General features: G+C 38.7%; 23 protein-coding genes and 1 tRNA gene. 21 read left to right on the top strand and 3 right to left on the bottom strand.

Features of this window, described 5'->3' with window-relative positions:
• Positions 1-18: 18 nt before the first annotated feature.
• The 20 genes from lgt to LG276_RS20095 all read left to right on the top strand — a co-directional run bounded on the left by lgt (position 19) and on the right by LG276_RS20095 (position 17,477).
• Positions 19-855, top strand: coding sequence for a prolipoprotein diacylglyceryl transferase (gene lgt / locus LG276_RS20190; RefSeq protein WP_095371875.1), 837 nt, complete (start codon positions 19-21; stop codon positions 853-855).
• Between the two features lie 27 nt (positions 856-882).
• Complete coding sequence (locus tag LG276_RS20185) at positions 883-1,821, top strand: nucleoside recognition domain-containing protein (protein ID WP_224937302.1); 939 nt, start codon at positions 883-885, stop codon at positions 1,819-1,821.
• Positions 1,814-2,464, top strand: a complete 651-nt coding sequence (gene ppaX / locus LG276_RS20180) for a pyrophosphatase PpaX (RefSeq protein ID WP_224937108.1) — start codon at positions 1,814-1,816, stop codon at positions 2,462-2,464. The genes LG276_RS20185 and ppaX overlap by 8 nt, the downstream gene beginning before the upstream one ends.
• Positions 2,461-2,964, top strand: coding sequence for a DapH/DapD/GlmU-related protein (locus LG276_RS20175; protein WP_289434606.1), 504 nt, complete (start codon positions 2,461-2,463; stop codon positions 2,962-2,964). Before ppaX ends, LG276_RS20175 begins: the two co-directional genes overlap by 4 nt.
• A gap of 577 nt (positions 2,965-3,541) precedes the next feature.
• Positions 3,542-4,723 (top strand): ATP phosphoribosyltransferase regulatory subunit, encoded by a 1,182-nt coding sequence (locus LG276_RS20170; RefSeq protein WP_095371878.1) that lies wholly within the window; start codon positions 3,542-3,544, stop codon positions 4,721-4,723.
• Positions 4,720-5,364 carry an ATP phosphoribosyltransferase gene (gene hisG / locus LG276_RS20165; protein WP_224937105.1) on the top strand — a complete coding sequence of 215 codons (645 nt, stop codon included), beginning with the start codon at positions 4,720-4,722 and terminating at the stop codon, positions 5,362-5,364. Before LG276_RS20170 ends, hisG begins: the two co-directional genes overlap by 4 nt.
• A complete protein-coding gene (gene hisD / locus LG276_RS20160; RefSeq protein WP_224937104.1) occupies positions 5,365-6,654 on the top strand; it encodes a histidinol dehydrogenase in 1,290 nt (429 codons plus the stop codon).
• A complete protein-coding gene (gene hisB, locus LG276_RS20155; RefSeq protein ID WP_224937103.1) occupies positions 6,651-7,238 on the top strand; it encodes an imidazoleglycerol-phosphate dehydratase HisB in 588 nt (195 codons plus the stop codon). The genes hisD and hisB overlap by 4 nt, the downstream gene beginning before the upstream one ends.
• Positions 7,239-7,877: an imidazole glycerol phosphate synthase subunit HisH gene (gene hisH, locus LG276_RS20150; RefSeq protein WP_224937102.1), complete on the top strand. Its 639-nt coding sequence runs from the start codon at positions 7,239-7,241 to the stop codon at positions 7,875-7,877.
• The gene (gene hisA / locus LG276_RS20145) at positions 7,874-8,605 is read left to right on the top strand and encodes a 1-(5-phosphoribosyl)-5-[(5-phosphoribosylamino)methylideneamino]imidazole-4-carboxamide isomerase (protein WP_224937101.1); all 732 of its coding nucleotides are present in this window, start codon (positions 7,874-7,876) and stop codon (positions 8,603-8,605) included. The genes hisH and hisA overlap by 4 nt, the downstream gene beginning before the upstream one ends.
• A complete protein-coding gene (hisF, locus tag LG276_RS20140; protein ID WP_289434603.1) occupies positions 8,595-9,353 on the top strand; it encodes an imidazole glycerol phosphate synthase subunit HisF in 759 nt (252 codons plus the stop codon). Before hisA ends, hisF begins: the two co-directional genes overlap by 11 nt.
• Entirely contained in the window at positions 9,350-9,988 is a 639-nt protein-coding gene (gene hisIE / locus LG276_RS20135) for a bifunctional phosphoribosyl-AMP cyclohydrolase/phosphoribosyl-ATP diphosphatase HisIE (RefSeq protein WP_224937099.1), read from the top strand. The genes hisF and hisIE overlap by 4 nt, the downstream gene beginning before the upstream one ends.
• A 411-nt stretch (positions 9,989-10,399) precedes the next feature.
• The gene (locus LG276_RS20130; RefSeq protein WP_224937098.1) at positions 10,400-11,896 is read left to right on the top strand and encodes a tetratricopeptide repeat protein; all 1,497 of its coding nucleotides are present in this window, start codon (positions 10,400-10,402) and stop codon (positions 11,894-11,896) included.
• Between the two features lie 93 nt (positions 11,897-11,989).
• Positions 11,990-12,943, top strand: a complete 954-nt coding sequence (gene trxB, locus LG276_RS20125) for a thioredoxin-disulfide reductase (RefSeq protein ID WP_224937097.1) — start codon at positions 11,990-11,992, stop codon at positions 12,941-12,943.
• A 186-nt stretch (positions 12,944-13,129) separates the two neighbouring features.
• Positions 13,130-13,627 carry a hypothetical protein gene (locus tag LG276_RS20120; protein WP_404292650.1) on the top strand — a complete coding sequence of 166 codons (498 nt, stop codon included), beginning with the start codon at positions 13,130-13,132 and terminating at the stop codon, positions 13,625-13,627.
• A 251-nt stretch (positions 13,628-13,878) separates the two neighbouring features.
• Complete coding sequence (locus LG276_RS20115) at positions 13,879-14,337, top strand: 8-oxo-dGTP diphosphatase (RefSeq protein WP_095371889.1); 459 nt, start codon at positions 13,879-13,881, stop codon at positions 14,335-14,337.
• A 25-nt stretch (positions 14,338-14,362) separates the two neighbouring features.
• A complete protein-coding gene (gene rapZ, locus LG276_RS20110; RefSeq protein WP_095371890.1) occupies positions 14,363-15,253 on the top strand; it encodes an RNase adapter RapZ in 891 nt (296 codons plus the stop codon).
• Entirely contained in the window at positions 15,250-16,218 is a 969-nt protein-coding gene (gene yvcK / locus LG276_RS20105; protein ID WP_095371891.1) for a YvcK family protein, read from the top strand. Before rapZ ends, yvcK begins: the two co-directional genes overlap by 4 nt.
• A gap of 27 nt (positions 16,219-16,245) precedes the next feature.
• Positions 16,246-17,193, top strand: a complete 948-nt coding sequence (gene whiA / locus LG276_RS20100) for a DNA-binding protein WhiA (RefSeq protein WP_095371892.1) — start codon at positions 16,246-16,248, stop codon at positions 17,191-17,193.
• Positions 17,194-17,213: 20 nt separating this feature from the next.
• Positions 17,214-17,477, top strand: a complete 264-nt coding sequence (locus LG276_RS20095) for an HPr family phosphocarrier protein (protein ID WP_095371893.1) — start codon at positions 17,214-17,216, stop codon at positions 17,475-17,477.
• A 505-nt stretch (positions 17,478-17,982) separates the two neighbouring features.
• On the opposite strand, the gene clpP is transcribed toward LG276_RS20095, so the two are convergent.
• Entirely contained in the window at positions 17,983-18,582 is a 600-nt protein-coding gene (gene clpP / locus LG276_RS20090) for an ATP-dependent Clp endopeptidase proteolytic subunit ClpP (protein WP_095371895.1), read from the bottom strand.
• Positions 18,583-18,869: 287 nt separating this feature from the next.
• On the opposite strand from clpP, the gene LG276_RS20085 reads away from it, so the two are divergent.
• Positions 18,870-18,941 (top strand) — tRNA-Arg (locus tag LG276_RS20085).
• Between the two features lie 436 nt (positions 18,942-19,377).
• Here the strand turns inward: LG276_RS20085 and LG276_RS20080 are convergent.
• The gene (locus tag LG276_RS20080) at positions 19,378-19,845 is read right to left on the bottom strand and encodes a hypothetical protein (protein ID WP_404292648.1); all 468 of its coding nucleotides are present in this window, start codon (positions 19,843-19,845) and stop codon (positions 19,378-19,380) included.
• Between the two features lie 117 nt (positions 19,846-19,962).
• The gene (locus LG276_RS20075; RefSeq protein WP_404292646.1) at positions 19,963-20,820 is read right to left on the bottom strand and encodes a manganese catalase family protein; all 858 of its coding nucleotides are present in this window, start codon (positions 20,818-20,820) and stop codon (positions 19,963-19,965) included.
• Between the last annotated feature and the right edge of the window lie 419 nt (positions 20,821-21,239).

Raw genomic sequence — 21,239 nt, 5'->3', positions numbered from 1 at the left:
ATTAAAGGAGATATGACTATGTTGTTAACAGTGGCGCCAATTGATCCGGTTGCCTTTAGTTTAGGGCCATTGTCTGTTAGATGGTATGGCTTAATCATCGGTATCGGCATTGCACTCGGTCTTATTTTGGCGATGAGAGAGTCAGAGAAAAGAGGACTAGGTAAGGATTTATTTGCTGATTTATTGTTATGGGCTATTCCGATTTCGATTATTTGTGCAAGGATTTATTATGTGATCTTTGAATGGGACTACTATTCTCAGTATCCAGGTGAAATCATTAAAATTTGGAACGGAGGCATCGCCATTCACGGTGCATTAATCGGAGCAGTTGTCACTGCGATTATTTTTGCAAAGAAGCGTGGTGTATCCTTTTGGCAATTAGCGGATATTGCTGCACCTAGTATCATCCTCGGCCAAGCCATTGGACGTTGGGGGAATTTCGTCAACCAAGAGGCGCATGGTAGTGAAGTAAGTCGACAATTCTTAGAAAACATGCATCTACCAGAATTCATTATTAACGGGATGTATATTAATGGGGCTTATTATCATCCGACATTTTTATATGAGTCAGTTTGGAATTTCGCTGGATTTGCACTGCTACTACTACTAAGACGTGCTAATTTAAAAAGAGGGGAATTATTCCTTAGCTACGTGATTTGGTACTCTATCGGTAGATACTTTATCGAGGGAATGAGAACCGATAGCTTAATGGTGACTGAAATGTTAAGAGCAGCACAAATGCTATCGATCATATTAATAGTTGGGGCTATCGTAATTATTATATATAGAAGAGTAAGTGGGAATGCAAAAGAGAGGTATTTAGATCCTCCACAGAAACAAGCAAAAGCAAAGTAAGGGTCAGCAGAGGGGGAGTAGCAGGTGATACATTCTGTTAAAGCAGGATTAAAGGTTGGTTTTAAGACCACTTGGACATTGGGGAAAATTATCTTTCCTGTTACGTTAATTGTGGCGTTATTGCAACATACGCCAGTTTTACCATGGGTGATTGAATTAATCGCACCGATTATGGGAATATTTGGTCTATCGGGGGATGCGGCCATTCCTTTAGTTTTAGGAAACTTCTTGAATGTTTATGCTGGTATTGGTGCGATTCTCACGTTGGATTTAACGGTAAAAGAAGTATTTATACTAGCAGTCATGCTTTCGTTTTCTCATAACTTACTGATTGAAACAAGTGTAGCCATGAAAGTAGGCGTTAAACTATGGATTGTACTCGCTGTTCGGCTCGGTTTAGCCTTTCTATCGGGGATTATTATTAATCTCGTTTGGAATGGCGGTTCTGAGATGGCAGAGTATGGTTTTGTTGGAGCAAGCGAAGAAACGATTGAAGGCATATGGCCGATTGTATGGAATGCAGTAGAAAAAGCAGGTCTCGGTATTTTTCAATTAGCGATTATTGTCATTCCATTAATGGTAATTGTACAGATTATGAAAGACCGTAAATGGCTTGCAGTATTTTCTAAATGGATGGCCCCATTAACAAGAAAGCTAGGGATGAGAGAAAATACATCGACAACTTTAGCATCAGGATTATTGTTTGGCTTAGCATTTGGAGCCGGTGTGATGATTCAAGCAGTAGAAGAGGATGGCGTTAGTCAAAAAGATGTCACTTTAGCGTTTATTTTCTTAGTAGCTTGTCATGCGGTTGTGGAGGATACTCTTATCTTTATACCTTTAGGAATACCTGTGTTACCACTTCTTCTTATTCGCATCGTAGTCGCTGTGATTTTAACAATGATTGTCGGGATGATTTGGAGAAAGCTTGAAGCAACACCGAGAAAGGAAGCGTATTATGGCTAAAATTGATACAATATTATTCGATTTAGATGGAACGTTAATAGATACGAATGAACTAATTATCTCTTCATTTTTGCATACATTAAATCATTATTATCCAGATAGCTATCAGCGTCAGGATGTACTACCTTTTATGGGTCCAACATTAGTCGAGACATTTACATCAATTGATAGGGACCGTGCGGATGAGATGGTTCATATGTATCGTACATTTAATAAAGAAAACCATGATGTATTAGTGAAAGAGTTTTCAGGCGTGTATGAGACGGTCCGCACACTAAAGGAATCGGGTTATAAATTGGGCATCGTAACAACAAAGATGCTAGACGTTGTTGAAAAGGGTTTACGCTTAACAAAGCTGGATGAATTTTTTGAAGTGATTGTTGCCCTTGATCATGTAGAAAAGCCGAAACCGGATGCTGAGCCTGTTTTAAAAGCATTATCACTATTGGACTCAGAACCACAAGAAGCCATCATGATTGGTGATAATCATCATGATATTATAGGTGGCAGAAATGCAGGTACGGTGACAGCAGGTGTTGCTTGGTCAAGTAAAGGAAGGGATCATCTTCTTCAATTTGATCCTGACTATATGTTAGAGACAATGCCGGACTTATTAACGATTTTAGAGGAATTAAACAGATGAGGAGAACCGAACGCTATCCTGTTGAAGGAGCGAACTCCCTTTGGCATGTGTATAAAACGGTCCCTTTTTTGAAAGTAGTAAAGAACTTTGTTGTGATTCAGCTGGCACGTTACACCCCGTTTTTAGGGGTGAAAAGCTGGCTTTATCGTACCTTTTTACGGATGAAAATCGGTGAACAGACGTCATTCGCGCTTATGGTAATGCTCGATGTCATGTTCCCAGAGAAAATCAGTGTGGGGCGTAATAGTGTAATTGGATACAATACTACTATTTTAGCCCATGAATATTTGATTAAAGAATATCGTCTGGGAACTGTAGAAATCGGTAACGAAGTCATGATTGGTGCCAACTGCACGATTCTTCCAGGAATAGTAATCGAAGATGGTGCGATCGTTTCCGCTGGTACACTTGTACATAAAGACGTACCCGCTGGTGCTTTCGTAGGTGGTAACCCAATGCAAATCATATTTACAAAAGAAGAAATGGAACAACGGTCATAAGCATCTGCTAACTTCACTTTCGAAAAGAAAGGGGGACAGCGGATGTTTTTTTTGTTACGGATGATGGTTAACAAGAAAAAAAGACTGAGGTACGTAAAAAGATTTTTACAGAGAGATTTGGCGCCAAGGTGCCATGCCCTCACATGACATGAAGATTCACCAGTTTCGTGAGGTCGCTCGAAGCGGATAGCAGCGCAAAGGAGAAATTCCTACTGCCCGTTTAGACTATCGTAAATAAGGACTTGACTCCCTCGTCCCCATGCTAAGCAACGAAAAGAGCTTTTGCACTCCCCCTGTTTTGATTTCTCACACCTCCCCCCTTTAAAGGTAAGGACGTCGAACAAAAATAGAACCTTCCATTATCGTAAACGCCCTGAAGTTGAGACTATGGCAACAAGCGGGATCATTACATTCCCAATTAGAATATTTTAGATTACATCCCTTTGTTGTGAATTTCTTTCATTTTTCTCAAAATTAAGTGTTTAGGGTTGACGTTTAAAGGTGAGAAGCGTACACTACTAAGTAACTTCAATTTATTAGCATGGTAGCGAACTAAAGTAAAAATGAGGTGAACGAGTTGAGTCGGTTATTTATGTTTGAAAAGCCTTTAGGCATGAGGGATACATTGCCTAATCTATATATGATGAAAGAAGAAGTACGGGTGACAATGGCCAATGAAATGAAACGCTGGGGCTATCAATTTATTGAAACGCCTACGTTGGAATATTACGAGACAGTTGGTACGGCTTCAGCTATTCTCGATACACAATTGTTTAAACTGCTGGATCATGAGGGACATACACTTGTACTAAGACCAGATATGACAGCCCCTATTGCTCGTGTGGCTGCGTCTAAGTTATTAAAGGAAAAGTTGCCACAGCGTTTAGCTTATTCGGCTAATGTGTTTCGGGCACAACAGCGAGAAGGTGGACGGCCGGCAGAATTTGAGCAAATCGGTGTCGAATGTATTGGTGATCCAACAGTTAGTGCGGATGGAGAGTGCTTAGGATTAATATCCTCCGCTCTAATGAAAACAGGATTGGAGCAGTTCCAGATTTCCGTTGGCCATATTGCTTTTGTAAGGAGCTTTTTCCAAGAGATACTCGGTACAGATGAAAGAGTGGAGCAATTGATGCGATTCCTCTATGAGAAAAATTATGTTGGTTATCGTGTACATGTAGATCAGCTATCATTGTCATCTATTGATAAACAAAGGTTAAAACAGTTTCTAAAATTAAGAGGCGGACCAGAAGTCATTAAGGAAGCGGAAGACCTATTAGAGTGCAATGCAGGCGTCGAAGCGTTAAATGAATTGAAAACCTTATGGGGAATTATAGCTGACTATCAACAGGATGCCCTCATAAAATTGGACCTAACATTAGTCAGTCATATGAGTTATTACACAGGTATTGTTTATGAAGTGTATGCAGGTAATGTTGGTTTTCCAATTGGCAGCGGTGGGCGGTATGATTTATTACTAGAAAAGTTTGGGAAAGCCAAAAGTGCAACTGGCTTTGCCATTCGATTAGATCATTTACTTGAATCGTTAGACAAACCATTTGAACAACCACCTCTTTCCTGTATTGTGTTTAGTTTAGAAAGAAGAAAAGAAGCTTTTATGTTAGCTGAACAGCAACGACTTGAAGGGAAGAAAGTCGTTTTGCAAGATATTAATGGCGTAGAAGATATTGATGCTTGTTCAGCACTTTATGAAGATATCACTTATTTAGTTGGTAAACAGAAGGAGGGGTCGCGATGAAGGATTGGTTAACAGTTGCGATGCCAAAAGGAAGAATTTTTACTGAGGCAGCGGAGATGTTGAGAATGGCTGGCTTCGAGTTGCCTCCTGAATTCGATGATTCGCGGAAATTAATTATCGATGTACCTGAAGAGTGTTTCCGCTTTATTTTAGCTAAACCGATGGATGTGCCAACATATGTGGAATATGGTGTTGCCGATCTTGGAATAGCCGGGAAAGATGTCATGCTTGAAGAAGAACGTGATGTATATGAATTGCTTGATTTACAGATTAGTGCTTGCTATTTAGCTGTTGCTGGCTTGCCTCATACCCAAATGAATGATGTCGCACCGAAAATCGCTACGAAATACCCGAATGTAGCAGCAGCTTATTTCCGTGAACAAGGTGAGCAAGTCGAGATTATTAAATTAAACGGTTCGATTGAATTGGCACCGCTTATTGGTTTAGCTGATCGTATTGTTGATATTGTTTCTACAGGAAGAACATTAAAAGAAAATGGATTAATAGAATATGAAGACATCGTCAATATTACATCAAGGCTCATCGTCAATCCGGTTAGTTACCGCATGAAAGACGCACGTATAAGTGATGTGGTTGAGAGACTGACAGAAGTGATCGAGCAGGAAAAGGTGGTTAAGTAAGTGGACATATTAAAAGTAACAAACGACCTTTCTATCAAGCGTTCCATTGACGGTGGGACAGAAGAACAAAGGCAAACAGTAAAGGAAATCATAGCAGCTGTACGTCAAGAAGGTGATCAAGCGATCATTCGTTATACAGAAAAATTTGATGGGATTCTATTAGATGATTATCAAGTGAAAGCAGCAGAAATAGACCAAGCTTATAGAGAATTATCTAAGGAAACCATTTCAATTATAAAAGAAGCAGCAGAAAATATAAGAAACTATCATATGAAGCAATTGCAAAATTCATGGATGACGACTGAAGTCGATGGCACCTTGCTCGGACAAAAAATAACGCCGATTGATTCTGTTGGTGTATACGTGCCTGGTGGGAAAGCGGCTTATCCATCTTCTGTGTTAATGAATGTTTTGCCGGCAAAAGTAGCAGGAGTAGAAAGAATTGTGATGGTTTCTCCTGTAGAGCGCAAAACAGGAAAAATACCATCTGCTGTCCTTGTTGCAGCGAATATTGCCGGGGTAACAGATATATATAAAGTAGGTGGAGCTCAAGCGGTAGCTGCACTTGCCTATGGTACAGAGACAATCGCACCAGTGGATAAAATAACAGGCCCAGGTAATATTTACGTCGCATTGGCGAAGAGAGAAGTGTATGGTGAGGTCGATATCGATATGATTGCTGGACCAAGTGAAATTGCTATTCTTGCTGATGACTCAGCAATTCCAACCGAAGTAGCAGCAGACTTATTATCACAAGCAGAACATGATGAAATGGCTTGTAGCATCCTTGTTACGAATAGCGAACAACTCGCTAACGAAGTTGCCATCGAGGTGGAAGAACAGTTAGCTACTCTACCAAAATACGATATTGCCAGCCAATCGATTCAACAATTTGGTCGTATTTATGTGACAGAGACGATAGAAGAATCGATTGCAGTGATTAATACAATTGCTCCTGAACATTTGGAGGTTTTAACAGTCAATCCATTATCACTTTTAGGAGCTATCCGCCATGCGGGTGCAATATTCTTAGGTAGATATAGCCCTGAGCCTGTTGGTGATTATTTTGCTGGTCCTAATCATGTCTTACCAACTAACGGCACAGCAAGATTTTCAAGCCCGTTGAATGTGGATGATTTTCGAAAAAAATCGAGCATTATTTACTACAGTGAAAGTAGATTTACAGCAAATGCGGAAAAAATCGCTTCATTTGCAAGACTAGAAGGTTTAGAAGCTCATGCAAGATCGATTGAAAAAAGACTCCAAAGTGAAAGGAAAGAAGGGAAATGACAAGAACGGCTGAGTTGCGAAGAAAGACTAATGAAACAGAAATTCAACTATCACTCAATATTGATGGAGAAGGAACAAGTGATTTGGAGACAGGCGTTCCTTTTATGACACATATGCTTGATTTATTTGCTAAGCATGGGCAATTCGATTTAACGATTGATGCAAAAGGCGATGTCGAAATTGATGATCACCACACGACAGAGGACATAGGGATTTGTCTCGGACAGGCATTGCGAGAGAGCCTTGGTGAAAAAAGAGGAATTAAAAGATACGGCAATGCCTTTGTTCCGATGGATGAAGCACTAGCACAAGTGGTTGTCGACTTAAGTAATCGACCACATTTAGAAATGCGTGCTATCTTTCCTAATCAAAAGGTAGGTACATTTGATACCGAACTAGTGCATGAATTCTTATGGAAATTCGCCCTTGAGGCGAGAATGAATCTTCATGTGATCGTTCACTATGGTCAGAATACCCATCATATGATTGAAGCAGTCTTTAAGGCACTTGGTCGAGCCTTAGATGAAGCAACAACGATTGATCCAAGAATAAAAGGCATTCCTTCCACGAAAGGGATGTTATAAATGATTGCGATCATTGATTATGGAATGGGGAATTTATTCAGTGTCAGTAAAGCACTGGAAAGGTTAGGCGAACCTTATCTGATTACAAATAAAAAGGATGAGATCCTTTTAGCCGATGGTGTGATTGTCCCTGGGGTTGGAGCCATTAGTGATGCCATGCGACTTTTAAATGAGACGGGTATAGCAGATGTCCTCAGAGACTATGCGGCTAGTGGTAAACCAATATTAGGCATTTGCCTAGGGATGCAATTACTGTTTGAAGCAAGTGAAGAAAACGGTGGATGCCGTGGATTGGGATTGCTTCCTGGAACGGTTGTGAAAATACCTGGTGTAACAACTCAAGGTGAAATGTATAAAGTCCCACATATGGGCTGGAACTTATTACAGTTACGACGACAATCAGCGATTTTAAAGGATGTCGAAGAGGGATTTGCATATTTTGTTCATTCTTATTATGTAACAACAGAGACAGATGAAATTATTTTGGCCGATAGCTTATATGATGTTTGTGTCCCAGCAGTTGTAGGAAAAAATAATGTCTTTGGTACTCAATTTCATCCGGAAAAAAGCAGTATGACTGGCATGAAAATCTTAGAAAACTTTACAGTGCTTGTATCAGAAGGGGTGAGTGTAAAATGAGTCTGACCATCTATCCTGCGATTGATATGCGGGGCGGGAAATGTGTTCGTTTATTACAAGGCGACTACGATAAGGAAACGGTATACGGGGACTCTCCTTTTGATATGGCAAAAACCTTTGTAGAAGATGGGGCTAGCTGGGTGCATATGGTGGACCTCGACGGAGCAAAAGCCGGAAAGCCGGAGAACGATCGTTATGTCATTCAAGCAGCAAAGAAGTTAAATGCAAATATCCAAATTGGTGGCGGTATTCGGACCGAGGAAGATATACATTTTTATCTAGATGCTGGGGTATCAAGAGTAATTATCGGCAGTGTAGCCATTTCAAACCCTAAATTTGCTATTGAAATGATTAGGAAGTATAAAGAGCGTATTGTAATTGGTCTAGATGCTAAAGACGGTTTTGTTGCAACAAATGGCTGGTTGAATACATCACAAGCAACAGCTGTTGAGGTGGGCAAACAATTCGCGGACGTCGGTGCTGAAACGTTTATTTTTACAGATATTGCTACAGATGGTACGTTATCTGGGCCGAATATTACAGCAACTGTCCAATTAGCACAAGCGACAGGAAAAGAGGTCATTGCTTCTGGTGGAGTCAGTTCTCTTGCTGATCTCAAATTAATTAACCAAGCAGGTATTCCTGGAGCTATTGTCGGTAAAGCCATCTATGAGGGGCGTTTTACTGTGAAGGAAGCATTGGAAGGGGGGCCTTTCCGTGCTTACTAAACGAATTATTCCTTGTCTCGATGTAAAAGAAGGAAGGGTCGTAAAGGGTGTCCAATTTGTTCAATTAAGAGATGCAGGTGACCCAGTGGAATTAGCACGTTTTTATGACGAGCAAGGAGCAGATGAGCTTGTATTTCTTGATATCTCTGCTTCACATGAGGGAAGAAAGACAATGGTTGATGTTGTTCAAGCAGTAGCGGCAGAACTAGCCATCCCTTTTACAGTTGGGGGTGGTATTCATACACTTGATGATATGAAGAAGATTCTTCGAGCGGGTGCAGATAAAGTTTCATTAAATACCGCAGCTGTCAATCGGCCAGAGTTAATTACAGAAGGTGCTGAATTCTTCGGGGCACAATGTATGGTTGTCGCTGTAGATGCTAAGTTCGATCAAGATTGCGGTACATGGGTTGTGTATACACATGGTGGAAGAGTAAAAACAGAGTGGAAAGTGCTTGAGTGGGTTAAAGAGGCAGTGCGAAGAGGTGCTGGTGAAATTCTTCTCACAAGCATGGACTGTGATGGTGAAAAGAAAGGCTTTGATATTGCCTTAACAAAAGCTGTAAGTACGGCAGTAACCGTTCCTGTCATTGCTTCAGGAGGAGCAGGGGGAGCTAGTCATTTTTCTGATATATTCCTTGAAGGGAAGGCAGATGCAGCCCTCGCTGCTTCTATTTTTCATTATAAAGAAACTTCCGTCGCAGAAGTGAAGGCATATATAAAAGATAAGGGAGTGTATGTAAGATGATTGATCAAGTGCAATTTAATGATCAAGGCCTTGTGCCAGCAATTATCCAAGATAGTGAAACGAAAGAAGTCCTAACGCTTGCGTACATGAATAAAGAATCTTTAGCAAAGACGATTGAAACAGGGGAAACTTGGTTTTTCAGCCGTTCACGCAATGAACTTTGGCATAAAGGGGAAACCAGTGGTCACACGCAAAAGGTCGTAGAAATGAAGTGGGATTGTGATCAGGATGCTATTTTAGTACAGGTCTTACCAAATGGTGTTGCCTGCCATAAAGGAGAAATTAGCTGTTTTCATGAAACGATTTATACGGGGAAAGAAAAAGCTGTAATTGCAGATTATCAAATTCTAAAACGGTTGGAAGAAGTTATTGCTGAGCGCGAGCATGCACGTCCCGAAGGAGCTTATACGACCTATTTATTCGAGAGTGGTGTCGACAAAATATTGAAGAAAGTCGGCGAAGAATCAGCAGAAGTAATCATCGCAGCTAAAAATCGTGATCGTGAAGAACTAAAATGGGAATCTGCTGATTTACTTTACCATTTAATGGTGCTTTTACGTGAACAAGAACTGCCATTTGCCGAAGTATTAAACGTCTTGAATAAAAGGCATGAAGAGAAAAAGCCAGTTTCATAAATGGTTGAATGGGACGATTTCTGTAAGTAGAAATCGTCTTTTTTGAGTGCACGATTTTTTAAGATTAGTTTAATCGTACTTTTCCACTTTTAAATTATCAAAATATACCTTGTTAACTACCGTCAATGATATGCACATACAAAACTTATTCTGTACTCTTATTACCTTCTCGTTCAATTTATATGAATGCTAATTAAAGAGTGATGTTCGAGAAATCCGTGCGCTTTATTAGCATGTTACACTTTCTTAATAAAAAAATCATAAAATAGTCACATTTTTGAAAGTGTTGATTTTTTAAGCTGAGTTAGATAATCATGCTATCTTCACTTTTTTCCTTATCTTGTCACCCCCTTCTCGAGCGATTATTCGTATGTTATACTCAATTAGTTAATATATTTTATGGAGGATTCCATGCGTAAAGACTCTAAAGCAAGAGATCATAAAGGAAAAATTTTATCATTTATCCCTACGGGTGAGTATTATTTTTCAAAAGGCATTAAAGCTTACCACCGCAGGGATTTTCATAGAGCGAAGAAGTACCTCCAACGTGCGATGCATTTAGAGCCAGGCGAACCGATGATTGTTTGTCAGTTGGCAGTGGTGCATGCCGAAATGGGAGAATATCAAGATTCTAATCAGCTACTCCGATTAATATTAGAGGAATTAGATGAAGAGATGGTTGAGTGTCACTATTTTTTAGCTAATAACTATGCACATTTAGGTTTTTTCAAAGACGCATACCATCATGCTACATTATATATAGAACTAGATCCAGAAGGCGAGTTTGTTGAAGATACAGAAGAGTTGTTGGAGCTCCTTACGTTAGAGGATGACGATCTAAACGAACATCTATATGAGCAGGACGACTTAATGGTCAAACAGGAACAAGCAAGGGAGTTACTTGAGACCGGTTATTTTCCAAAAGCTGTGGAACTACTCAATGGTGTCATTGAAGAGTACCCAGAATATTGGTCGGCTTATAATAATCTAGCCCTAGCTTATTTTTATCTAGGCGAAACAGATAAAGCCTCGGATGTGTTGAAACAAGTATTTAAAGACAATCCGGGGAATTTGCATGCCCTTTGTAATAAGCTTGTTTTTGCTTTTTACGAAAACGACTTTAAAGAGGTGCGAGCGCTAAAGGATGCTTTATTAAAAGTACATCCCATCTCTGTTGAGCATCAATTTAAATTAGGGGCAACGTTAGCACTTATAGGGGAATATGATAAAGCATATGCATGGCTCGGTCGTCTCTATAAACTAGGGTTTAACGGGGACGCTTCTTTTTACTACTGGCTCGCATACGCTGCCTATCATACTGGTAAAGAGTCAGTAGCTCAAGTGGCGTGGAGAAGGGCTGTTGAATTAAATCCGGAAAAAGAAGGATTGGAGCCTTGGAGCGATACGTCAAAAAGTGCTCAAGGGTTCGAAGATCATGTTTCTTCTATTCAACAAAGGCTAGATAGTGACTATCCAGAAGAACGATTGTTTGCCTTGTTTTTAACAGCAGTTTCAGGTAAAAAGGAACAATTATTAGAATCTGACCGTTTAAAAGGAAATAGGAAGTTCTCTGCGTTAGAGAGGGATTATGTAGCTTATCTAAAATTTGGTGAGGCATCTCAAGATACGTCTACAGCACATGATATAGCTGGATTGCTTTATGAAAATTACTCACCTGTTGGGGCAAAAGAAGCAAGTTTGTATTTAATGTGGTTTTCTGCGTATTTACAGTTAACCCAAGCTGGGGTGACGATTAAAAACCCTCATGCATATGCCGGTGCAATCACTTACTCTTGGCATAAGCTAAGAAATGAGACTGTATCACAAGCAACAATCGCAAAAAACTTCGGAATCTCTACATCAACTTTAAGAAAATATTTGCGATTATTGAATGAATACCTTCGTTGAGCAAAAACTTGGACGTTTTCCTATAAATTTTATAGGATAAAACCAAGAAGGTCATAATAGAACAGAAGGCTTCAAGACAAAGGAGTGGGAATGATGGCTGAAGAAAAAATTTACGATGTCATTATTGCAGGAGCAGGTCCAGCAGGAATGACCGCGGCAGTATATACATCTCGTGCAAATTTATCAACATTAATGCTTGAACGCGGGGTACCAGGCGGACAAATGGCGAATACAGAAGAAGTGGAGAACTATCCAGGATTTGATCATATTCTTGGACCTGAACTTTCTACAAAAATGTTCGATCATGCGAAAAAATTTGGTGCGGAATATGCATATGGAGATATTAAAGAAATCATCGATGGCAAGGAATATAAAACAGTCATTGCTGGTTCTAAAGAATACAAAGCACGTGCGGTTATTATTACAACAGGTGCAGAATATAAAAAACTAGGTATTCCTGGTGAAAAAGAGTTAGGCGGCCGCGGTGTTTCTTATTGCGCGGTTTGTGACGGTGCATTCTTTAAAGAAAGAGAACTAGTAGTTATTGGTGGAGGCGACTCTGCTGTTGAAGAAGGTGTTTACTTAACACGATTTGCAAGTAAAGTAACCATCATTCACCGTCGTGATAAATTACGTGCACAACAAATCTTACAACAACGTGCCTTTGATAATGATAAAATTGATTTCATTTGGAACCATACAGTGAAAGAAGTTAACGATAAGGACGGAAAAGTAGGCAGTGTCACGATTGTATCAACAGAAACAGGTGAAGAAAAAGAATTCAAAGCGGATGGCGTGTTCGTTTACATCGGTATGAATCCACTATCGAAACCATTTGCAAGCCTTGGTATTACGAATGAAGAAGGCTATATCGTAACCAATGACCAAATGGAAACGAATGTTCCTGGTATCTTCGCTGCTGGAGATATTCGTGAAAAAACATTGCGTCAAATCGTTACCGCAACAGGCGATGGTAGCATTGCCGCTCAAGCTGCTCAGCACTATATTGAAGAGCTGCAAGAAAGTCTAAAAACAGCTACAAATTAACGAAAAAGGGGATCATAATCCAACTTTATTCATCATTTACAAAAAGTCATTTCGTTTTAACTCTACTGTAACCTGGGTGAAACAAATTTCGGTTATGATAATAATAGAAATTGACCCCCTTTTAAAGATATATTCCTTTTACAGCACAGGTAGCTCCTGTGCTCTTTTTTTTTGGTTTTTGAGCAAATGAGGAAATGGTTCACTCAGAATGAAATCACGAATGAGAGCGAAGTAAAAGAGATTTGCATGTCACTTAGAATGAGAAAAAGAAATGAGAGCGAAGCAAAGTGGGTTAGCGAGTCACTCAGAATGAAAATCACGAATGAGAGCGGAGCAAAAGAGATTTGCACGTCACTCAGAATGAGAAAAAGAAGTGAGAGCGAAGCAAAGTGGGTTAGCGAGTCACTCAGAATGGAAATCACGAATGAGAGCGAAGCAAAGTGGGTTAGCGAGTCACTCAGAATGAAAATCACGAATGAGAGCGAAGCAAAAGAGATTTGCGCATCACTCAGAATGAAAATCACGAATGAGAGCGAAGCAAAAGTGAATTGCGCTTCACTCAGAATGAGAAAAAGAAGTGAGAGCGAAGCAAAGTGGGTTAGCGAGTCACTCAGAATGAAAATCACGAATGAGAGCGGAGTAAAAGTGAATTGCGCATCACTCAGAAGAAAAAGCCCAAAGTAGAGCAAAGCAAAATTCTTTTTCCACAGATCGAATGTAGCACACCGGTTGGATATTATAATAATGGATAGACACTTACTATAAAGAAGTCTAGGCAATTTGCTTAGGACGAAGAATCATGTTCAACCTGTATCGTTGTAGCGCTATGACAAAAATAGTATAATATAATGATAAATACTATGCTTTCATTCATTAGAGTATCTAGGTTCATCTGTTCTCTAATAATGAGTGGCACAAAGTAAGAGGTGAATAGGATGCAGCGGGTCACAAACTGCGTATTATTAAAAGATGATCAAGTATTGTTGTTACAAAAGCCACGCCGAGGATGGTGGGTTGCACCGGGCGGAAAGATGGAGCCAGGTGAATCGGTGCGTGACTCTTGTATCAGAGAATATAGAGAAGAAACAGGGATTTACTTAAGGAATCCAAACATAAAAGGGATATTTACTTTCATTATGAAGGATGGAGATCAAGTACTTTCTGAATGGATGATGTTTACCTTTTTTGCTACAGATGCGGACGGATTAAATGTAGATGAGTCAGAAGAAGGAAAATTGCGATGGGTCGAAGTGGACAAAGTGAAGGATTTACCAATGGCTGCAGGAGATCATCATATTCTTGAATATATGATTAATGGCAATCGCATGATTTACGGTACATTTACTTATACACCTGACTTTGAATTAATTAGTTACCGCTTAGATCCAAGCTAAAAATGAATACAGGGGGAAGCGAGAAATGAGTTCGGTTGCAGCAAAAGAAACACAAATGGTCATTATTACGGGGATGTCTGGCGCAGGTAAAACAGTGGCGATTCAAAGCTTCGAAGATTTAGGCTTTTTTTGTGTAGATAATTTACCACCGACCTTATTACCGAAATTTCTTGAACTGATGAAGGATTCAGGGAATAAGATGAATAAGGTTGCGCTTGTGATGGATTTACGTGGCCGTGAGTTTTTTGAGCATCTTTTCAAGGCGTTAGATGATTTAGCAGATACGTCATGGGTCACACCAGAAATTCTTTTTCTTGATGCGGACGATGCGACCCTTGTAAGTAGATATAAAGAAACGCGTCGCTCTCATCCATTAGCGCCATCAGGTTTGCCAATGGAAGGCATCAAGTTGGAAAGAGAATTATTAGATGATCTAAAGGGTAGAGCGCAGATTATCTATAAGACATCTAATATGAAGCCGCGTGAATTAAGAGAAAAAATACTCCATGAGTTTTCTGTTAATAAACAATCTATTTTCACTGTAAATGTGATGTCATTTGGTTTTAAACATGGATTACCGATTGATGCCGATCTTGTATTTGATGTTCGCTTCTTGCCAAATCCGCATTATATTGAGCATATGCGTCCGAAGACAGGCTTGGATGAAGAAGTGTCTAACTATGTTTTGAAATGGAACGAAACAAATAAATTTTTAGAAAAGGTCACGGATTTACTAGCATTTATGCTCCCGCATTATAAGCGTGAAGGAAAATCACAACTTGTTATCGCGATTGGATGTACGGGTGGACAGCATCGATCAGTAGCACTAACCGAGTATATCGCTAACCATTTTAAGGAAGACTACAACACTCGCATCACTCACCGTGACATTGAGAGGAGAAGGCAAACAACATGAATAGAAAGCCGAGGGTCGTCATCATTGGCGGTGGAACAGGGTTGCCAGTTTTATTAAGAGGATTAAAAAAATATCCCCTTGATTTAACAGCCATTGTCACAGTTGCTGATGATGGTGGTAGCTCTGGTAGGTTGAGAGAAGAATTAAATATCCCACCTCCAGGAGATATTCGTAATGTTTTGGCAGCGTTATCAGATGTGGAACCCCTTGTAGAAGAAATGTTCCAGCATCGTTTTAAAACGTCCAATGAATTATCGGGTCATTCTTTAGGTAATCTGATTCTAGCAGCGATGACTTCTATTACTGGCGACTTTGTTCATGCGATTCAAGAGATGAGTAAAGTATTGAATGTGAATGGGAGAGTCTTACCTGCAGCTGAAAAGAGTGTTGTATTACATGCAGAAATGGAAGATGGAAGTATTGTATCAGGAGAATCTAAAATCCCTTACTCTGGCAAGAAGATTAAGAAAGTATTTTTGACTCCTGAGAAGGTAAGTCCGCTTTCGGAAACGATTGAAGCTATTCGAGAGGCTGATCTCATTATCATTGGCCCTGGTAGCCTGTACACAAGCATACTTCCTAATCTACTTGTACCGTCTGTAGGTAAGGAAGTGTGCCGTTCTCATGCAAAAAAACTGTATATCTGTAATTTAATGACGCAGGCAGGGGAAACTTTGGACTATCGCGCGAGTGACCACGTACAGGCAATATTTGATCATATGGCTGAGCCATGTTTAGATCTGATTCTTGTCAATCATGAAGAAATTCCAGAAGATATTCAAGAGCGTTATGAAGAGGAACGAGCGAAGCCTGTCTATTATGACCGTGATCGATTAGTCGAACAGGGGTTGGAAGTGCTACAGGGTGAGATTGTTAGCCTTGAAAAAGGGGCAATTCGTCATAATACGAATGAAGTCGCTAAAAAGATTTATCAATTAATTGTTAATGACATAATGAAAAACTAGTATTTGTCTGGTTAGGGGGGAGAAGGTATGTCTTTTGCTTCGGAAACGAAAAAAGAATTAACGAACTTGGAGACAAAGGATTGTTGCGGAAAGGCAGAACTATCCGCTTTGATTCGTATGAACGGATCTCTCTCTTTTTCAAATAAAATGTTAATTGTAGATATTCAAACGGAGAATGCAGCGATTGCCAGAAGAATCTATACGCTAATCAAAAGGAATTATGATGTGCAAGTTGAGCTGCTTGTTCGAAAGAAAATGAGACTTAAGAAAAATAACGTATATATTGTTAGGCTAATGGAGCAAGCACAAAAGATTCTTGATGATCTGCATATTATTAGTGCTGGCTTCCAATTTATCCATGATATCTCAATGGATTTAATTAAAAAGAAATGCTGCAAACGTGCTTATTTAAGAGGGGCTTTTTTAGCAGGGGGATCAGTCAATAACCCTGAAACCTCTTCCTATCATTTAGAAATTGCTTCAATGTATAAGGAGCATAATGACGCCTTGTCGAAATTAATGAATACTTTTGGATTGAATAGTAAAACATTGGAAAGAAAGAAAGGTTTTATTACCTATTTAAAAGAGGCGGAAAAAATTACAGAATTCCTTAATATTATTGGGGCTCATAGCGCGCTTTTACGATTTGAAGATATCCGCATTGTTAGAGATATGCGAAATTCGGTTAATCGCTTGGTCAATTGTGAAACAGCCAATTTAAATAAAACAATTGGTGCTGCCTTAAGACAAGTCGAAAACATAAGATATATTGAGAGTACCGTTGGGCTAAAGGTGTTACCAGAGAAATTACGCGAAATTGCTGAATTGCGTGTTACGTATCAAGATGTGACTTTAAAAGAACTTGGAGAAATGGTCTCTGGTGGCACGATAAGCAAATCGGGTATCAATCATCGCCTAAGAAAAATTGATGAAATTGCAGAAAAAATTAAAACAGGGCAATGGAAGGAATCTTAAAGTTTTTTGGAGGTTAGGACATGGTAGAAAGACAAGTGGAAGTCAAAATTAAATCAGGCTTACAGGCGCGCCCTGCTGCAAAGTTAGTGCAGGAAGCCAATCGCTTCACAGCAGATCTCTTTATCGAAAAAGGCGGAAAAAAAGTAAATGCCAAAAGTATCATGGGATTAATGAGCCTATCTCTAAGTGCTGGTTCCACCGTAACCCTCCTCGCTGAAGGCAGCGATGAAACCGAAGCCTTAAATAAACTGACTGCACTCCTACAAGAAGACATTGTTTCATAATCTGTATAATACACAAATAACCTGCGCACCCCCATTGCTAGATTGCTTCCTTTTAGCAATTGGGGTGCGTTTCTGCACAGCTATCTAGGTGGAAAATTGAAAAGAAGCCGTAGCAAAGAGGAATTGTGTAGCTATCCAGGTGGAAAATTGAAAAGAAGCCGTAGTAAAGAGGAATTGCGCAGCCATCGAGAAGGAAAATCGATAAGAAGCCGTAGCAAAGAAGAATTGTGCAGCTAACTAGATAGAAAACCACAAAAGAAGACCGAACAAATTAATTTTTTCTCTTATATCGGTTACGATTGCCACTCGACAAATTACGCTATTTCTACTTCTTTTTATCTCACCATTTTTCGTTCACCTCCCAACTATTTGTAAATCGACAATGAAACGTAATTTTATTCAACTATGTATTAACTCTAAATAGTCGATCTAACAACTATTCATTCATCGCAGAACAAAAGCCATCAGCAAAGGAAATGCTGATGGCTTTTGTTATTTGTGATGCTTATTTTTTCTCTTCTGGTGTATTGTTTGTAATGATTTTGTCGATAAGACCATATTCTAGTGCTCTTTCTGCAGTCATGAAGTTATCACGATCTGTGTCTTTAGAAATAACATCTAAAGGTTGACCAGTACGTTCAGCTAGAATTTGGTTCAATTTTTCACGTAAGAATAGGATGCGTTTAGCAGCAATCTCGATTTCAGTTGCTTGCCCTTGAGCGCCACCTAGTGGTTGGTGAATCATGACTTCACTGTTTGGAAGCGCAAAACGTTTCCCTTTTTCACCAGCTGCTAGTAAGAATGCACCCATGGATGCAGCCATACCAGTACAGATTGTTGAAACATTTGGTTTGATGTATTGCATCGTATCATAGATAGCCATACCAGCAGTGATACTTCCACCTGGACTATTAATATAAAGCGTGATGTCCTTTTCAGGATTATCTGCTTCTAAGAATAATAGCTGTGCCACAATTGAGTTAGCCACATTATCGTCAATCGCACTGCCTAACATAATAATGCGATCTTTTAATAGGCGAGAGTAAATGTCATAAGCGCGTTCCCCTCGGTTTGTTTGTTCGATTACTGTAGGGATTAAGTTCATTTCCAATTCCTCCTTTAAAGGTCAAAAAAGTTTTGGAAAGGTATTTTATACCTCGCCATTGGTAAATGTATGTAGTTTCATCATACATGGTTGGTCAATTAAGGTCAAACGAATCGCTTGATTATTTCAAGAGAATTATTCGACATTTTTTTCTAAGTTGATTTCCTCGTATCCATGATACCCACAAATTTTTGCTTTTAAACAACGAATGCTTGCATATAAAGGGTTTTTCCCATATAATTAATATTCGTAACACCAAGAAAAACGTGTTCCTACATATGAAAAATGCCCTCGTGGTGCAACGGATAGCACGTAAGATTCCGGTTCTTAAAATGGGGGTTCGATTCCCTCCGAGGGCGCTACATGCTTATAATATAAGGGATTATGGGAGATGTTTAATTTTTGTCCGACTTTTGTCCGACGAAGTTAAAAATCTCCTATTTTATTTACCCAAATCGGAAATTCATCAATCGATTATCGTTTAATTATTCTTAATATTCCTACATATAGATTATCGCTAATGCTTAAAAGAAGGTTAGTTTTAATATTTGAGGTGAAAAAAATTGAAAAGATAATTGAAGGAAAGGGGAGTTTAAGAGTTATACAATATGTTTTCTAAAAGTCACCAATCTCAAGAGCAATTCTCAAAAGTTGTACATAAGCGATCTACCAGAAAAAAGATGGTCAAAAGGTAAAAGAGCCCTATGGTATGTTTATCTAAATAAAATACAATGCATGTAACAACTAAATATTTAAGCTACATGAACAAGTGTGCAATAGCCTTCTACTAGATCCTTAATTTTCGATAGGTTCTACCGGTTTTTCAATGTATTGTTGAAAGCCATAATTCAAAAGAGAAAGGAAATAATAAAGGATAAGTATTCCAGTTCTTGTGAATTTTTTGAGTTTAAAGTGTCCAATCTTTTCGAAAAGAGGAGTTAAGAGATAGGCAAAAATAACATCCATAATTAAATTGGTAGTCGCATATAAGGGGAATTTGCCATAAGTAAAGTGAAACACCCATAAATTTATCGTGAAGAATGGTCCTAAAATAAATGCTAATGCATCAAATAACATAAATTTATAACCACCTTTTACTGTCCACCAATTAAATATTGGACTTAACATTTCGACAATGAGTAAAAGAAAAGAGCAAAATAATGTCACTGGTAAAAATCTTTTAAACGAATTTTTAGGTAGAAAAATAATAACGATTAACCATAATACAATTGCATTAAATATTCTAAAAAAATTAGCTAGCATTCACTTCACCTCTATTTTCCTTTAGATTATGTGGATGTTAACTAATTTATACAGGTTTAGTTAATAGAAGGTTTGAACGATATTATCGAAAACAAATAAAAAGAGCCTATAAAGGCCCTAATTATCTAAATCATATAAACCTGGTGCATGTTCATTTGGCATATCGGGCATTGTTGGCACAGGAAACCCTTTAGGTGGTTCAGTAACTGAAAGGTCTCCACCATTCCTACTAGGTGTTGTTCCAGTGAATACTTCCCCAATAAGTGTATCATCTAAACGGAAATTAAATTGGGCGTTGTGAAAGCCCATATCAACATATTTCTTACATTCAGGATATTTATTCAAGTCGTAGTTAGGAACAGGGAAGATTTTTCCCCAATTGACTCCTAATGTTTCTAATGCTTTTGCAAAAGCATTTTGATGCGCATTATCTCTAACCATAAGAAAAGCTACTGTTTCTCTTAGAGTTTTATTACTGCTCATCTCATAAATTCTTGATTTTTGAAGTACACCAGTTGATTCTAATGAAACATTATTGATTAAATTTGCTACTAAATTACCGTGGTCATAAACCCAGGAACCATTCCATGGGTTACCTCCTGCATCAACTGGTAAGGATGCTTTAGCACCTATAATGAAATGATGGGGATTTGCCCCATCTTGAATAACATCATCTAACGGAGCATTATCAAATGCTTGGTTACCTGGGCTAGAACCACCAGCACCATTTAAAAGTTGATTTATTGTCGATTGTACTAATTCTATATGACTAAGCTCTTCTATAAATACCCCTCTTAATAGGTCTCGATATTTTTTTGCTTTTCCTCTGAAGTTGGCACTTTGAAATGAATATTGCATCATTGTACGTATTTCTCCAAATTGTCCACCTAGAGCTTCTTGAAGCACCTTGGCTGCATGTGGATCTGGTTTATCAGGAACGATCATATTAATTAAATCTTCTTTGTAAAAATACATTAATGTATTCCTCCGTTTTTGAGTTGTAAATTCTAATAATAAATCTATTTTGTGTTAAAAAAATCGTTTTATCCATTTATCCATTTAAAAAGCGCATCTGGGGAGAAATCTTTCTTTGTGAAATCAAGGCTTTAGCCCACATTTTTTAAAAAACTAACCAAAAAAAACACAAAATGTGAACAAAAAAGAAGAGTCATGCATTGACTCTTCTTTAAATGAAATTCCGATGAAACTGCTATTATTATGCGATTTTATCGTGCAGAAAGGATGAGTAAAGATAAGAACAGTGAGCGTGAGGGATGCACTCTGAGAAGGGATCATTGGTTGGCAAACCAATGTAACCATTGTATTTTATGTTCAATCATTTTAATGCTGGGGTTAAATAATGATGTTTCATCAAAAAGGTTAAAAATTCATTT

It is taken from the genome of Cytobacillus kochii (genome assembly GCF_044790165.1).
GTDB classification, from domain to species: Bacteria; Bacillota; Bacilli; order Bacillales; family Cytobacillaceae; genus Cytobacillus; species Cytobacillus kochii.
This window is presented reverse-complemented; position numbering and strand designations above follow the sequence as displayed.

Bases quoted from the DNA above. Each gene is read 5' to 3' on its own strand.
- LG276_RS20175 (WP_289434606.1), top strand. From the start codon at position 2,461: ATGAGGAGAACCGAACGCTATCCTGTTGAAGGAGCGAACTCCCTTTGG.
- lgt (WP_095371875.1), top strand. From the start codon at position 19: ATGTTGTTAACAGTGGCGCCAATTGATCCGGTTGCCTTTAGTTTAGGG.
- LG276_RS20115 (WP_095371889.1), top strand. From the start codon at position 13,879: ATGCAGCGGGTCACAAACTGCGTATTATTAAAAGATGATCAAGTATTG.
- hisB (WP_224937103.1), top strand. From the start codon at position 6,651: ATGACAAGAACGGCTGAGTTGCGAAGAAAGACTAATGAAACAGAAATT.
- ppaX (WP_224937108.1), top strand. From the start codon at position 1,814: ATGGCTAAAATTGATACAATATTATTCGATTTAGATGGAACGTTAATA.
- LG276_RS20080 (WP_404292648.1), bottom strand. From the start codon at position 19,845: ATGCTAGCTAATTTTTTTAGAATATTTAATGCAATTGTATTATGGTTA.
- hisA (WP_224937101.1), top strand. From the start codon at position 7,874: ATGAGTCTGACCATCTATCCTGCGATTGATATGCGGGGCGGGAAATGT.
- LG276_RS20120 (WP_404292650.1), top strand. From the start codon at position 13,130: ATGAGGAAATGGTTCACTCAGAATGAAATCACGAATGAGAGCGAAGTA.
- yvcK (WP_095371891.1), top strand. From the start codon at position 15,250: ATGAATAGAAAGCCGAGGGTCGTCATCATTGGCGGTGGAACAGGGTTG.
- LG276_RS20130 (WP_224937098.1), top strand. From the start codon at position 10,400: ATGCGTAAAGACTCTAAAGCAAGAGATCATAAAGGAAAAATTTTATCA.
- whiA (WP_095371892.1), top strand. From the start codon at position 16,246: ATGTCTTTTGCTTCGGAAACGAAAAAAGAATTAACGAACTTGGAGACA.
- LG276_RS20095 (WP_095371893.1), top strand. From the start codon at position 17,214: ATGGTAGAAAGACAAGTGGAAGTCAAAATTAAATCAGGCTTACAGGCG.
- clpP (WP_095371895.1), bottom strand. From the start codon at position 18,582: ATGAACTTAATCCCTACAGTAATCGAACAAACAAACCGAGGGGAACGC.
- hisIE (WP_224937099.1), top strand. From the start codon at position 9,350: ATGATTGATCAAGTGCAATTTAATGATCAAGGCCTTGTGCCAGCAATT.
- rapZ (WP_095371890.1), top strand. From the start codon at position 14,363: ATGAGTTCGGTTGCAGCAAAAGAAACACAAATGGTCATTATTACGGGG.
- hisH (WP_224937102.1), top strand. From the start codon at position 7,239: ATGATTGCGATCATTGATTATGGAATGGGGAATTTATTCAGTGTCAGT.
- trxB (WP_224937097.1), top strand. From the start codon at position 11,990: ATGGCTGAAGAAAAAATTTACGATGTCATTATTGCAGGAGCAGGTCCA.
- hisG (WP_224937105.1), top strand. From the start codon at position 4,720: ATGAAGGATTGGTTAACAGTTGCGATGCCAAAAGGAAGAATTTTTACT.
- LG276_RS20075 (WP_404292646.1), bottom strand. From the start codon at position 20,820: ATGTATTTTTACAAAGAAGATTTAATTAATATGATCGTTCCTGATAAA.